Origin of the sequence: Actinomadura luteofluorescens, assembly GCF_013409365.1 — a bacterium.
Taxonomy (GTDB): Bacteria; Actinomycetota; Actinomycetes; order Streptosporangiales; family Streptosporangiaceae; genus Spirillospora; species Spirillospora luteofluorescens.
The window spans coordinates 1246246-1258363 of record NZ_JACCBA010000001.1; the positions used below are offsets into that span (position 1 = coordinate 1246246).

Below are 12118 nucleotides of genomic sequence, written 5' to 3' on the forward strand. Positions count from 1 at the left end.
GGCCCCCTCACCGCGCCAGCGCGATGACCTCCGCCCCGGGGAGCCCGGTGAGGGCCTTGCCCGGTAGGAGGATCTTGGATTTCCGCAGGCCGCTGCCGATGACGACCTGCGGGGCGGCGGCGACGGCCTCGTCCACGAGGATCGGCCAGCCCGCGGGGAGGCCGACGGGGGTGATGCCGCCGTACTCCATGCCGGTCAGGGACGTGGCGTCGGCCATCGGGGCGAAGGAGACCTTCCGGGCGCCCAGGTGCTTGCGGACCACGCCGTTGACGTCGGCGCGGCCGGTGGCGAGGACCATGCAGGCGGCGTAGGAGACCTCGCCGCCGCGCTTGGCGGCGACGACGACGCAGTTGGCGCTCACGTCGAGCGGGACGCCGTAGCGCTCGCAGAACGCCGCCGTGTCGGCGAGGTCCGGGTCGATCTCGGCGGCCTGCGCGCCGGGAACGCCGCCGGTCGCCGCGGCCACCGGATCCGCCAGCAGGCCGCTCCGTTCGTTCACCGGTCCCCAGTCGAGCGTGCCGACCATGTCTCATCCCCTCTCGTGATGCCCCCACCCTGCCACGGTCTTGACGGCGGGACCGCGCTCGTGGTCCAGTGGCTCATCCACTCGACCTCTGGAGGTCATCGGTGCCGCCCACCCCGATCCCCCGCGACACGGTCGTCGACGCGCTCGTCGACCGGCTGCGCGACGACGTGCTCGGCGGCCGCTACCCGCCCGGCTCATACCTGCCGCCGGAGCGGGACCTCGCCGCCGGCTACGCGGTCACCCGGACGTCGCTCAAGCACGCCATCGTCCGGCTCGCGCAGGCCGGGCTGCTGGAGACGCGGCACGGCGTCGGGACGCGGGTCCGCGACTACGAGCGGCTGGGCGGGCCCGAACTGCTGCCGATGCTGGTCAGCACCGTCGGAACGGCCTGGATGGCGGAGATCTTCGAGGTGCGGCGCGAGGTCGGCGCGCAGGTCGCGGCCAAGGCGGCGATCCACGCCACCGGCGAGCAGCGGGCCCGGCTGCGGGAGCTGGCCGCGCGGGTAAGGGACGCCGCCGGAGGCGACGAGGCCCAGCTGGCCGAGTGCGAGGTCCACCGGGTCATCGCCGCGGCCACCGGCAACCGGGTCTACGGGTTCATGGTCAACGCCCTGCTCAACGCCTACCTCGCCGTCCGGGAGGGCTTCACGCACGCGTTCGCCGACCCGCCGGCGGCCGCGGACCGGCTCGCGCCCCTGGTCGAGGCGCTGTGCGACGGCGACGCCGCGCGGGCGCGCGAGGCGGCGGGCGCGTACTTCACCGAGACCGAGGCGATCATGCGGGGCTCGCGATGAGCGCGCGGCGCACGGTCTTCGGCGAGGTGATGGAGGGGTCGCTGCGGCTCGCCGGAGAGGACCGCGACCGCCCGATGCGGCTGGAGCTGACCGCCGACCTGCCGGGCGTGCTGCGCCCCTGGGGCGATGCGGAGGGGGCGCTGACCGGACGCGTCCGCGTGCCGGACTGGGCGGACGACCCGGCGGCGTCCGGGCGGCTGCGGGTGGCGCCCGTCGCGGCACGCCGGATCCGCTACACGCTGGGCTTCACCGCCGGCGACGGGCGGCGGCTGCGCCTGGACGGCTGGAAGACCGTCACCCCGCGCCGCCCCGTCCGGTCGATGACGTTCCTGCCGCTCACGGTCACCGACGAGGACGGAGCCGTGGTCGGTGAGGCGCGGCTGCGCTTCGACCTGCGCCGCGACCTCGTCCGCTTCCTCGGCGGCTTCCGGTTCCCCGGACCCGATCCCATGCGGTCGCGCTGGCGCGGGCAGGCCGGGCGGCTGGAAGTCTGGTACACGACGCTGACCGACCCGGCGACCGGGACGGGCGTGTGGATCCACCACGAGCTGGTCGCGCCGGAGCGGGGCGCGGCGGACGCGGGCGCGGCGCGGGCACACGGGTGGGCCGCCGTCTTCCCGCCCGGCGAGGCGCCGGTGCTCGCCCGGTTCGGCCCGGAGAGGTGGAGTCCCCCGGCGGACGCCGCGTTCGCCGCCGGGCCCGTCGAGCAGGCCGACGGACGTCTCACCGGAACGGCCGGGGACGTCGGCTGGGACCTGCGCGAGAAGGGAGGCGGCCCGCCCCTCTACACGTTCCCGCGCTGGGCGTGGGAGTCGGAGCTGCTGCCCGCCGCGCAGATCGTTCCGAGGCCGGCCGCGACGTACGACGGCACGGTGCGGTTCGGCGACCGCGTCCTCGAACTGGACGCCGCACCCGGCGCGTCCGCCCGCATCTACGGGCACGGGAACGCGCGGCGCTGGGCGTGGCTGCACGCCGACCTCGGCGGCGGCGACGTGTGCGAGATCGTGGCGGCGGTCTCGACGCGTCCGGGGATGAACCGGCTCCCCCCGCTGCCGTTCGTCCGGTTCCGGGTGGACGGCGCCGACCTGGCCTCAGGCGATCCGCTGCTCGCGGCGCTGCGGCTGCGGGCCGACATCGGCCTGCCGGTCTGGACGGTCCACGGCCGCCTCGGCGACCGGCGCGTCCACGTGCGGGTGACGCTGCCGCCCGGGGAGACCGTCTCGGTCGACTACGCCGACCCGGACGGCGCCCCGGCCGTCTGCCACAACTCCGAGCGCGCCGACGTCCGGATCGTGCTGGCCCGGCGCGCCGGGCGCGGCTGGGAGACCGAGCGCGCATGGCGGCTGGACGGCACCGGGCACGCGGAGGTGGGGCTGCGGTGAGCGCGCTGACCGGAACGGTCGCGGCGCTCCTCGGCATCGAGGACGCCGCCGACCTCGCGCGGGTGACCGCCCGCGCGGAGGCCATCGGCCGGGCGCTCCCGGCGCCCGCGCGGCTCGGCCTGCGCGCCGGCGCGGGCACGCTGGACGCGCTGTCCCGGCTCGCCACCGGGCACCCGCTCGACGGCCTGGACGCCGACCGCCGCGACGCGTTCTGCGCCCTGCTGACCTCCCGCGAGCCGGCGGCGCGGCTCGTGGAGGCGCTGAAGATCCCGCTGCTGCTGGCGGCCGGCACCGAGCTGCTGCCGCTCCCCAGGGCCTCCGGCGACCCGCGCCCCGACGCGCCCCTGGACTGCACGCCGTCCGGCGGCTGGCCCGCGTGCTCCACCGCCGACGCCGTCGTGGTCGGGTCGGGCGCGGGCGGCGCGATGGCGGCGCGGACCCTCGCCCGGCGCGGCATGTCGGTGGTGGTCCTGGAGGAGGGGCGGCGGTTCACCGTCGCCGAGTTCCGCGACCGCCCGCCGCTCGACCGGTTCCTCGACCTGTACCGGGACGGCGGCTCCACCGTCGCGCTCGGCCGGCCTCCGGTGCTGCTGCCCCAGGGCCGCGCGGTCGGCGGGACGACCGTCGTCAACAGCGGCACCTGCTACCGGACACCGGACCGCGTGCTGCGGCGGTGGGCGGGGTTCGGCGTGCCGGTCGGCGACTTCGGCGCCCGGCTCGACGAGGTCGAGGCCACGCTGCGGGTCGCGCGGCAGCCCATGGGCCCCCTCGGCCGCAACGGGCTGCTCGCGCTGGAGGGCGCCGAGCGGCTCGGCTGGCGCGCGGGGCCGCTGCGCCGCAACGCGCCCGACTGCGTGGGAAGCGGGCAGTGCGCCGCCGGCTGCCCGCACAACGCCAAGCACGGCGTCCACCTGAACGCTCTCCCCCAGGCCTGCGAGGCGGGGGCGCAGATCGTCTCCCGGGCCCGGGTCGAACGGATCCTCGTCGAGCGCGGCACCGCCACCGGCGTGCGCGCCCGCCGCCCGGACGGCACGGCCTTCGAGATCCTCGCGCCCCGCGTCGTCGTCGCGGCCGGCGCCTTGGAGACGCCGCTGCTGCTGAGGCGGTCGGGGATCGGCGCGCATCCCGAGGTGGGACGCGGAATGGCCGTGCACCCCGCGACGAACATCGCCGGGCGGTTCGCCGAACCGGTCGTGTCGTGGTCTGGGGTGATGCAGAGCGTCGGCGTCGAGGAGCTGCACGGCGACGGGATCCTCATCGAGGCGACCGCGAGCCCGCCTGGCATGAGCTCGTTCCCGCTGCCGGGCGCGGGACGGGCGCTGCGCCGCGCGCTGGAGGGCGCCGACCGCCTCGCCGTGCTCGGCGCGATGATCGCCGACGCTCCGTCCGGCCGCGTGCACGGTGCCCGGCACCGCGCGCTCGTCCGCTACGACCTGGCCCGGGATGACGCGGCCCGGCTGCGGCGGGCGCTCGTCGCGATGGGGCGGATCCTGTTCGCGGCCGGGGCCGAGGAGGTCCTCACCGGCCTGCCCCGCCACCCGTCCGCCCGCGACGACGCCGAGCTCACGCGCGCCGTCGCGATGGCGTCCGCCTCCGACCTGCACCTGGCCGGGTTCCACCCCACCGGGACGGTGCGGCTGGGCGCCGACGCGGGGCGGGCGCCGGTGGACCCGTCCGGGCGGCTGCGCGGCGTGCGGGGCGTGCACGTGGCCGACGCGTCGGTCCTGCCGAGCTGCCCCGAGGTGAACCCGCAGCTCACGATCATGGCGATGGCGCTGCGCATCGCCGAGGGGATCGGGTAGCCGCCGCCTTCAGGAGCCGAGGTACCGCAGGACGGCCAGGACGCGGCGGCTGTACCCGGTCGCGTGCGACAGGTCGAGCTTGTCGAAGATCGCGTTGACGTGCTTCTCGACGGCGCTCTGCGAGATGTGGAGATGCGCGGCGATCGAGGCGTTGGTGTGCCCCTGCGCCATCGTGTCGAGGACGTCCCGCTCGCGCGGGGTGAGGCGCGCCAGCGGATCGCCCTGCGCGCCGTGCGCGGCCAGCAGCCGGCGCACCACCTCCGGGTCGAACGCGGCGCCGCCCGCGCCGACGCGCTCCAGGGCGTCGAGGAACTCGTCGACCTGCGCGACCCGGTCCTTCAGCAGGTAGCCGACGCCCGCGGTGTCCGCGGTGATCAGCTCGGCGGCGTAGCGCTTCTCCACGTACTGCGACAGCACGAGCACCCCGACGTCCGGCCAGCGCCGCCGGATCTCCAGCGCGGCCCGCAGCCCCTCGTCGGTGTGGCTGGGCGGCATCCGGACGTCGACGACCACGACGTCGGGCGGGCCCTCGGCCACCGCCGCGATCAGCGCGTCGCCGTCGCCGACCGCCGCCTCCACCCGGTGGCCCTCCTCGGCGAGCAGCCGCACCAGGCCCTCGCGCAGCAGCGTGGAGTCCTCGGCCAGCATCACCCGCACGGCAGCTCCGCGGTGATCACAGTTGGGCCGCCGCGCGGGCTGTCCACGGTGAACGTCCCGTCCAGCGCGGCGACCCGGCGGGCCAGCCCGGCGAGCCCGCCGCCGCCCGGGTCGGCTCCCCCGCCCCCGTCGTCCTCGATGCGCACGCCGATCATTGTCGCCGATCCCGCCACGGCCACCCGCACCGACGCGGCGCCGGAGTGCTTCGCGGCGTTCGTGACGGCCTCGCAGACGACGAAGTACGCCGCCGTCTCGACCGCGTGCGGGGGCCGCCCGGGGACGTCGAAGTCGATCACCACCGGCAGCGCGGACCGCTCGGCCACGGTCTCCAGCGCCGCCCGCAGCCCCTCGCCGTCCAGCGCGGCGGGGTAGACCCGCCAGGTGACCTCCCGCAGGTCCGCCAGCGCCCGCTGCGACTCCTCGTGCGCCTGCCTCAGCAGCTCGGCCGCCCGCTCCCCGTCGCCGGCGCGGCGGGCCCGCCCGATCAGCATGCCGAGCGCCACGAGCCGCTGCTGGACGCCGTCGTGCAGGTCCCGCTCGATGCGGCGCCGCTCGTCGTCCACCGCGTCCACGACCTGCGCCCGCGTCACCGACAGCTGCGCGATGCGGCGCTCGTACTCCTCCAGCGGGCTCGGCCCGAGGCAGCGCCGGGCCACGCTCCGCTCCATCGCCGCGACCCCGACCAGGCCCTGCACGGCGAGGAAGAGCAGCACCACGCCCGCGACGGCCGTGTAGAGGACGATCCACCAGGTCGGCGGGATGCCGTCCAGGTGGTCACCCGTGATCCACCAGCCCACCGCCAGCCGGACCGCGGCCGCCGCCCCGTAGGCCAGCAGCAGCAGGATCACCCCGCCGAGCAGCCCCACCGGCACCCGCAGCACCAGGTACGCGAGCGCCTTCAGCGGGCCGTACCGGACGGCCCGGTCCTCGCCGAGGAACACCCGGAGCCTCCACAGCTCCAGCTCGGCCAGGAGCTCGGCGCCCTCCGCGACCGCCCCGGGGACCTTCCGGCGCCCGCGCGAGAACGCCATCGAGTACGCCATCAGCAGCGCCGCCACCGCCAGCAGCACCAGTTCCACTCCCGCGGTCACCGCGGCCAGCAGCAGGCCCGCCGCGGCTCGCCCGGCCGCGCGCGGGCCGCCGCGCGGCACGTCAAAAGTCGCGATCACGTTGAAGTTCTCTCGCCTCCGCTCGGTGCGCCCCTTGCCTCCGCCCCCGCCCCGGCCTCCGCGCGGACCCGCGCGCCTTCACGATACGTACGGCCACGAACGCCAGCGCCGCCAGACCGACCAGCGCGACGACGGCCTTGGAGTAGACGCCGACGAACTCCTCCACCGTCCGCCAGTTGTCCCCGAGCCCGTACCCGGCCAGCACGAACACCGTGTTCCACAGCAGGCTGCCGAGGGCGGTGTAGAGCAGGAACGTCGCGGGCCTCATCCGCTCCACCCCCGCCGGGACGGAGACCAGGCTGCGGAAGATCGGGATCATCCGGCCGAAGAACACGGCCTTGGCGCCGTGCCGGGCGAACCACGCCTCCGTCCGGTCCAGGTCGTCGAGCTTGAGCAGCGGCAGCCGGGCCACCATCGCGCGGATCCGGTCCCGCCCGATCAGCGCGCCGATCCCGTACAGGGCCAGCGCCCCGGCCACGCTGCCGGCCGTCGTCCACGCGAGCGCCGCCACCAGGCTCATCCGGCCCTGCGCGGAGGCGAACCCCGCCAGGGGGAGGATCACCTCGCTCGGCAGCGGCGGGAACAGGTTCTCCAGCGCGATCGCCAGCCCCGCCCCGGGCGCGCCCAGCCTGTCCATCAGGTCCGTCGCCCACCCCGCGACGCCTCCCGCGGGCTCGGCCGCCGGCGCCGCGTACATCGTCTCGATCATGTGTACGACGCTAGGAACCGGGACGCCGCGCCACCATGGAGCGCACCGCCGGTCCGTCCGGCCGCCTCCCGCACCCCTCCCCTGCGGAAAACCGCACCCCGAGGGGCCGAAAACGGGGACGGGGACGGGCATCCGGCCTACTGTTGGATCACCGCCGCCGCCCGTCCTGGGAGATCAGGGCGCACGACAGAAGGAGCCGCGCGCGTGGCCGACGACCTCCCCGAGAACGCACCTCCGGGCATCGACCCCTCCACGCCCACCTTCGCGCGCGTGTACGACTACTTCCTCGGCGGCAAGGACAACTTCGCCGCCGACCGCGAGGTGGCCGACATGGTGATGCAGCTCGTGCCGGAGGCCCCCGTCGTGGCCCAGGGCAACCGGGTCGCCATCGAGCGGGCGGTGACCTACATGGCCCGCGATCTCGGCATCGACCAGTTCGTCGACATCGGGTCGGGGCTGCCCACGTCGTCCAACGTGCACCAGTTCGCCCGGGCGGCCAACCCCGACGCGCGCGTGGTGTACGTCGACAACGACCCGATCGTGCTGGCGCACGGGCGGGCGCTGCTGACCGAGACCGGCGTCGCGACGTTCATCCAGGGCGACCTGTACGAGCCCGAGAAGATCTTCACCGACCCCGCGCTGACCGGGCTCCTCGACCTGTCGCGCCCGGTGGGCGTCGTGCTGGCCGCGATCATCCACCACGTGCCGGACGACCGCGACCCGGCCGGGGTCGTCCACGCGCTGCTCCCGTTCCTCGCGCCCGGCAGCCACGTCGTGCTCACCCACCTGCACGACGCGGGGGACGATCCGCGCGTCGAGGAGGCCAAGCGCATCCTGCAGTCGGGCCTGGGCGGGTCCTACTTCCGCCACTCCTCCGAGATCGAGCGGTTCATGGAGGGCCTCACGATCCTGGAACCGGGGGTGGCCAACGTGACCGCGTGGCGGCCCGCCGGGCCCGCCGGGCCGCTGGAGCACCCGCTGCACTCCCAGATGGTCGCCGTCCTGGGGCGTAAGGACTGATCAGCGGATTCAGCGGAGAGTGAAACCGGTTCCGCCCGCGCCCGCGCCCGCAGGAGGCTCGGAGCCCCGATTCCCGCAGGCCGCGCGGTTACGGACGGCCTCGCCCCCCGGTTTCGGGCCCACGTCCGGTCATGATCCAGGTAAAAGATCTTTTTGATCGACTTTTCCGTTGTTGGGCCTTTCTTGTAGCGTTCGCAGCGTTTTGTGAAGTGCATTCATGATCGGACTTTCCCGCCACAAGATCATGTAAGGACGCCGCGATGCCCCTGGCGACAGGCCTGGCCGCGGCCGCGCTCGTGGGCCTGCTCTCGCTCCTGGCCACCGCGCGGCACGGCAGGCGCCCCGACCGTTCGGACGAACGGCACCCCGAGTCGCTGACGGCCGTCCTCGGCCCGGGGGACGAGGAGTACCTCGCCTGGCTGGCCGACCACCACTGGCCCGCCGACGAGTACCTCGATCTGGAGCACGAGTGGCGGATCGAGCTGGAGTTCGGCGAGCCGGCGGGCCACTACGAGTCGCCGCTGTGCCCCCGGTGCGACCTGCGCCGCGAGGACGTCTGGCCGTGCCCCGCCTGCGGCAGGCTCCTGCACTCCTCCTGCGGCCACGGCATGCGGCGCCGCACCGTCGAGCGCCCCTACCGGACCCACGGCACCAACTCCGAGGCCGTCGTCGCCGAGTGGATCTGCACGGGCTGCACGGCCGTCGTCGGTCTCGACGTGGACCACGGCGACGAACCGGACGGTGGCATCTTGCGGTGAATCGCCCCTGATTGCCCTAGCTTCGACGCCTTCACACGTGGGCGACGGTAAAAAATTCGCCATCCACTTGCATATTTCGGACGCAGCGCGGCAGGCTGCAATATGTCCTTAATCACGTGGGACACCCGTGGAGGAACCCTGTGACCGCCGAGCACCACACCATCTGCCAGCACGAGCCGCCCTGTCCGCAGCCGGACGACCTCGACCGCGAGGCCGCGCGCATCATCGCCGCCCACCCCGAGCAGGGGTGGAATCTCCTGTGCAACGGCGTCGTCGTCTTCGACGACACCGGCGAGCTCCTTCCCGACGGCCGCGTCATCGCACCGCACCGTCCCACCACCGCCGCCTAGAGCCCGCGACCCGTCCCGGCACGATCATCCGATCACGTGCCGGTCGTTCCCGACGCCGGGCGAGCGCCTGCCGCCCGGGACGTCGCGAGCACGCTCTCCGGCTCCCCTCCCAGCCCCCCGCACAGACGGCGATCCGCCGCAGACCCCCACGTGAGCTCGATGAACCGGCGCTCTCCCCCGTACGCGCCGCCCCCGGTCCGGCAGCCGAGACCCTCCACTCGCCTTCGGACCGTCGTGGCGTTCATCCAGGCCAGGCCATGCCGAGGCCACCTCTCCGCGCCGTCATCAGGCGACCACCACCGGACTCCAACCCGCTTGCCAAACCCTGGCAGCGTGCGACGAAAGCCCGCGTGTCGTGACGCCCCCGCGCGACGATCGCGCACAGCCTTGGAGAGGAGAGCGGACAGGGCGCGGCGATCCCAGGTGAACCTCGCCCGCTCGCGCGCGTCCGCATGAGACGCCGTGCGCTGTTCGTCTCCACCGATCCGCATGTCGGACTCCCATCCGGCGGGCGATCCCGGTAGCGTTCAACTGTTTTGCTACTTACGCAACAATCATGCGGAACTCGACCGCGGAAGGACGGTGTGGGTGTGGTCACAGTCCTGGTCCTCGCGTCCCTGGTCGCCCTGTTCGGCCTTTTCCTGCCGAACCTCCTCCACCCCATGCCGCCGCGCCCCGCTCCGGAGCAGGGGGATCCCGCTCCCGAGCCGCCACGCGCCGTCCCGCCCCCCGCCCTCGCCGCCGATCCCCCGGGCCACCCGGAGTCCATGACCGCCGAGCTGGACCCCGGCGACGAGGAGTACCTCGCCTTCGTGGCCGACGAGCTCTGGCCCGACGACGAGTACCTGGAGCTGGAGCACACCACCGACGGCGAGGAGGAGTCCGGCGGCAGCAGCATGCGCATGTGAGCGGGCGACCTTTGGTGGACCGTTCCGAAGCGCAGTGCCCGGCCGGCCGGTGAACGCGCGACCGGTTACGTGGTGGGGAGGGGAGCGCCCGTCTCCAGGAGCGTCTTAAGGCCGGACAGGACGTGCGGCCAGCCGTGCCGGGACATGCCGAGCAGCACCTCGCCGCCCTCGTGGACGACGGTCAGCCTCACCGCCTCCCCGACGGGTTCGAGATCGAAGGTCACCTTGGAGCGGGGCTCCCGCAGGAGCCGTGCGCGGGTCTCCTCGTCCACGCCGGTGGACCGCGCCCACTCCGGCGTGAAGGTGTGCCAGGTGTAGCTGAGGCACCGGCCCGGCTCGGCCGCGAGGACGACCTGCTCAGGGTCGGACGTCGTCGCGCCCTCCTCGTGCCAGGTGACGGCGGACCCGGGCCGCCAGTCGGTCTCGAAGGCGACACCCCAGTAGCGGCGGGTGGAGCCCGGGTCGGTGAGCGCCTCCCAGAGCCGCTCCGGCGTGGTCCTGATGTAGGTCGTGTAGACGAACTCGTTTCCGGTCATCGCGTCCTTTTCAGCGGACCTGGGGTTCTAGGGAGCCTGTCTCGAGTCACGACCAAGGCCGCAGCAGCCGACACAATCCTTACCAGCCGATCCCAGACCAGCCACCACAAGACTCACAGCCTGTCTCGAAGTCGCCCCGGCCACGCGCGCGAACGCGTGACCTGCCCGGTGGAGCGAAGCCGAAGGCGAGCGGAACCGGGCAGATCGCGAAGCGATGCCGCGTTCGCCCAGGCCAGGTCACGCAGCGAGCCGCTAGGCGAGCGAAGTGGGCCGGGACTGAGAAAAACACAGCCTAGGGCTTGCGGCCCACGGCGCCGTAGGCGTCCACCGCCTCCGGCTCGGCCGCCGTGTCCGGCCGCCAGTGCGTCACCGGGACGATGCCGGGCTCCACGAGTTCCAGCCCGTCGAAGAAGTGCCCGATCTCCTCGGGCGTCCGCAGGACGAGGTGCGCGTTGCCCGCCGCGTTCCAGACGTCGACGATGCGGTCGGACGCCTCTCCGTGCACGACGTTCGTCCCGTCGTACATGGCGAAGTAGCTGCCGGAGGGCACCGCGTCCATGAGCCGCCGCACGATCCGGTAGGCCTCGTCGTTGTCGGGGACGAACTCCAGGATGCCCATCAGGGTGAACGCGATCGGGCGGCTGAAGTCGAGCGTCTCGGCGGCGCCCTCCAGGATCGTGCCGGGGTCGCGCAGGTCCGCGTGGATGTAGGCGGTGCTCCCCTCGGGCGTGCTGGTGAGCAGGCCCTTCGCGTGCTCCAGGACCAGGGGGTCGTTGTCGACGTAGACGACCCTCGACTCGGGCGCGGCGCGCTGGGCGACCTCGTGGGTGTTGTCCACCGTGGGGAGCCCGGTGCCGACGTCGATGAACTGGCGGATGCCCGCCTCGGCGGCCAGATGCCACACCACCCGGTTCAGGAACAGCCGGGAGGCCCGTGCCAGCCGTGCGACGTCCGGCAGCATCCCGAGGATCTGGTCCCCGACCTCGCGGTCCACCGGATAGTTGTCCTTGCCGCCAAGCCAGTAGTTCCAGATGCGCGCAACATGCGGGACGCTCGTGTCGATGCCGGACACGGGTTTCTGGTCGCTCATGCGCCACCCCCTCGGCCGTTCCCTTCCCGTTACGGAGGAAGGTCAGTCATCGTCGTCCGCCTTCCCGTCGTCCGCCTTCCCGGCGACCGCCTTGCCGGTCGCGGCGTCCACGATCACCTCGTGCTTCTTCCCGTCGGCGCCGACCACGTCGACCTCCCAGACGGTCCTGCCGTTGTCGTCGTCCAGCTCGATCTCATGGACCTCGCCGGGGACGGCCTTCAGCGCCGCGTCCGCGGCCTGCGTCAGCGAGACGGCCGGGCGGGCGGGCTTCCCGCCGGAGGGCGACGCGCCCTCCCCGCCGTCCGCCGCCGCGACCGCGGCCGTGGCTCCCCCGGCGGCGAGCGCGCCCGCGGCGACCACCGTGACCAGCAGGCCGCGGCCCGCGACCATGCGCCGTGCGTCGAACCTCATCGAAGC

General features: G+C 74.2%; 14 protein-coding genes. 7 read left to right on the forward strand and 7 right to left on the reverse strand.

Translation table 11 applies throughout. The features are described from left to right. Positions 1 to 7: 7 nt before the first annotated feature. Positions 8 to 526 (reverse strand): YbaK/EbsC family protein, encoded by a 519-nt coding sequence (locus BJY14_RS05485; RefSeq protein WP_179842610.1) that lies wholly within the window; start codon positions 524 to 526, stop codon positions 8 to 10. Between the two features lie 101 nt (positions 527 to 627). On the opposite strand from BJY14_RS05485, the gene BJY14_RS47140 reads away from it, so the two are divergent. Genes BJY14_RS47140 through BJY14_RS05500 form a run of 3 tightly spaced genes read left to right on the forward strand, consistent with a single transcriptional unit; the run spans position 628 to position 4504 of the window. Beyond that, on the forward strand, positions 628 to 1320 hold the full coding sequence (locus tag BJY14_RS47140) for a FadR/GntR family transcriptional regulator (RefSeq protein ID WP_179842611.1): 693 nt from the start codon (positions 628 to 630) through the stop codon (positions 1318 to 1320). Further along, complete coding sequence (locus tag BJY14_RS05495) at positions 1317 to 2702, forward strand: tocopherol cyclase family protein (protein WP_218905125.1); 1386 nt, start codon at positions 1317 to 1319, stop codon at positions 2700 to 2702. Before BJY14_RS47140 ends, BJY14_RS05495 begins: the two co-directional genes overlap by 4 nt. Further along, positions 2699 to 4504, forward strand: coding sequence for a GMC family oxidoreductase (locus BJY14_RS05500; RefSeq protein ID WP_218905127.1), 1806 nt, complete (start codon positions 2699 to 2701; stop codon positions 4502 to 4504). The genes BJY14_RS05495 and BJY14_RS05500 overlap by 4 nt, the downstream gene beginning before the upstream one ends. A 9-nt stretch (positions 4505 to 4513) precedes the next feature. Here BJY14_RS05500 and BJY14_RS05505 read toward each other — a convergent pair whose 3' ends face one another. From BJY14_RS05505 to BJY14_RS05515, 3 genes are read right to left on the reverse strand one after another with little or no spacing between them, the layout of a single operon-like run. Then, entirely contained in the window at positions 4514 to 5161 is a 648-nt protein-coding gene (locus tag BJY14_RS05505; RefSeq protein WP_179842613.1) for a response regulator, read from the reverse strand. Beyond that, positions 5152 to 6330: a sensor histidine kinase gene (locus BJY14_RS05510; RefSeq protein ID WP_312878992.1), complete on the reverse strand. Its 1179-nt coding sequence runs from the start codon at positions 6328 to 6330 to the stop codon at positions 5152 to 5154. Before BJY14_RS05510 ends, BJY14_RS05505 begins: the two co-directional genes overlap by 10 nt. Further along, positions 6314 to 7039 (reverse strand): DedA family protein, encoded by a 726-nt coding sequence (locus tag BJY14_RS05515; RefSeq protein WP_179842614.1) that lies wholly within the window; start codon positions 7037 to 7039, stop codon positions 6314 to 6316. Before BJY14_RS05515 ends, BJY14_RS05510 begins: the two co-directional genes overlap by 17 nt. A gap of 204 nt (positions 7040 to 7243) precedes the next feature. On the opposite strand from BJY14_RS05515, the gene BJY14_RS05520 reads away from it, so the two are divergent. The 4 genes from BJY14_RS05520 to BJY14_RS05535 all read left to right on the forward strand — a co-directional run bounded on the left by BJY14_RS05520 (position 7244) and on the right by BJY14_RS05535 (position 10075). Beyond that, complete coding sequence (locus BJY14_RS05520) at positions 7244 to 8059, forward strand: SAM-dependent methyltransferase (protein WP_179842615.1); 816 nt, start codon at positions 7244 to 7246, stop codon at positions 8057 to 8059. Positions 8060 to 8319: 260 nt separating this feature from the next. After that, positions 8320 to 8817: a hypothetical protein gene (locus tag BJY14_RS05525; protein WP_179842616.1), complete on the forward strand. Its 498-nt coding sequence runs from the start codon at positions 8320 to 8322 to the stop codon at positions 8815 to 8817. A 161-nt stretch (positions 8818 to 8978) separates the two neighbouring features. Further along, positions 8979 to 9167 (forward strand): DUF5999 family protein, encoded by a 189-nt coding sequence (locus BJY14_RS05530; protein ID WP_179838579.1) that lies wholly within the window; start codon positions 8979 to 8981, stop codon positions 9165 to 9167. 584 nt (positions 9168 to 9751) lie between these two features. Beyond that, positions 9752 to 10075, forward strand: coding sequence for a hypothetical protein (locus tag BJY14_RS05535; RefSeq protein ID WP_312878994.1), 324 nt, complete (start codon positions 9752 to 9754; stop codon positions 10073 to 10075). Between the two features lie 65 nt (positions 10076 to 10140). Here the strand turns inward: BJY14_RS05535 and BJY14_RS05540 are convergent, their stop codons facing one another. From BJY14_RS05540 to BJY14_RS05550, 3 genes are all read right to left on the reverse strand, one after another. Then, complete coding sequence (locus BJY14_RS05540) at positions 10141 to 10611, reverse strand: SRPBCC family protein (RefSeq protein ID WP_179842618.1); 471 nt, start codon at positions 10609 to 10611, stop codon at positions 10141 to 10143. Between the two features lie 292 nt (positions 10612 to 10903). Further along, positions 10904 to 11701 (reverse strand): SAM-dependent methyltransferase, encoded by a 798-nt coding sequence (locus tag BJY14_RS05545; RefSeq protein WP_179842619.1) that lies wholly within the window; start codon positions 11699 to 11701, stop codon positions 10904 to 10906. 42 nt (positions 11702 to 11743) lie between these two features. Further along, positions 11744 to 12112: a PepSY domain-containing protein gene (locus BJY14_RS05550; RefSeq protein ID WP_218905131.1), complete on the reverse strand. Its 369-nt coding sequence runs from the start codon at positions 12110 to 12112 to the stop codon at positions 11744 to 11746. Positions 12113 to 12118 lie beyond the last annotated feature (6 nt).

Excerpts from the sequence above, each read along its gene's own strand:
- BJY14_RS05525 (WP_179842616.1), top strand. The coding sequence starts at position 8,320 with ATGCCCCTGGCGACAGGCCTGGCCGCGGCCGCGCTCGTGGGCCTGCTC.
- BJY14_RS05485 (WP_179842610.1), bottom strand. The coding sequence starts at position 526 with ATGGTCGGCACGCTCGACTGGGGACCGGTGAACGAACGGAGCGGCCTG.
- BJY14_RS05545 (WP_179842619.1), bottom strand. The coding sequence starts at position 11,701 with ATGAGCGACCAGAAACCCGTGTCCGGCATCGACACGAGCGTCCCGCAT.
- BJY14_RS05540 (WP_179842618.1), bottom strand. The coding sequence starts at position 10,611 with ATGACCGGAAACGAGTTCGTCTACACGACCTACATCAGGACCACGCCG.
- BJY14_RS05515 (WP_179842614.1), bottom strand. The coding sequence starts at position 7,039 with ATGATCGAGACGATGTACGCGGCGCCGGCGGCCGAGCCCGCGGGAGGC.
- BJY14_RS05495 (WP_218905125.1), top strand. The coding sequence starts at position 1,317 with ATGAGCGCGCGGCGCACGGTCTTCGGCGAGGTGATGGAGGGGTCGCTG.
- BJY14_RS05550 (WP_218905131.1), bottom strand. The coding sequence starts at position 12,112 with ATGAGGTTCGACGCACGGCGCATGGTCGCGGGCCGCGGCCTGCTGGTC.